Genomic DNA, 401 nt, shown 5'->3' with positions numbered 1-401 from the left:
GCGCATCTGGCAGGCGGAAGCTCGCCGGCCCTGTCCGAACTCGAGTACGGGTTGATCCTGTTTTCCCATGCCTTCAATCGTTGGATGGTCCGCTGCATGGCGGCGGCTGGCGTCGCTGGCCTCTCTCCCATTGAAATCCTGATCATCCATTCCGTACGGCATCGCGACCGGCCAAAGACGCTTTCTGATCTCTGCCTCGTGCTCGATATCGAAGACACACATATCGCTAATTATGCGGTCAAGAAGCTGGAAGCTGCCGGCCTCGTCAAGTCGGGCAAGTCGGGCAAGGAAAAGATGATCCAGACCACCGACAGGGGTCTTGAGGCGCTAAAGCGCTACTCCGAAATCCGCGAGCGCCTTCTGGTGGAGGCAACGAAGGTCTCGGGTCTCTCCCAGGGCGA

Annotated in this window: 1 protein-coding gene; it reads left to right on the top strand. The window is 59.1% G+C overall.

Going from position 1 to position 401, the window contains the following annotated elements:
* Window positions 1–401: winged helix DNA-binding protein (locus tag CPY51_RS24435; protein ID WP_111162818.1), on the top strand; the 401-nt coding region annotated here is incomplete at both ends.

The sequence above is a fragment of the Arminella tubonensis genome (assembly GCF_003240585.1).
GTDB classification, from domain to species: domain Bacteria; phylum Pseudomonadota; class Alphaproteobacteria; order Rhizobiales; family Rhizobiaceae; genus Rhizobium; species Rhizobium tubonense.
This window is presented reverse-complemented; position numbering and strand designations above follow the sequence as displayed.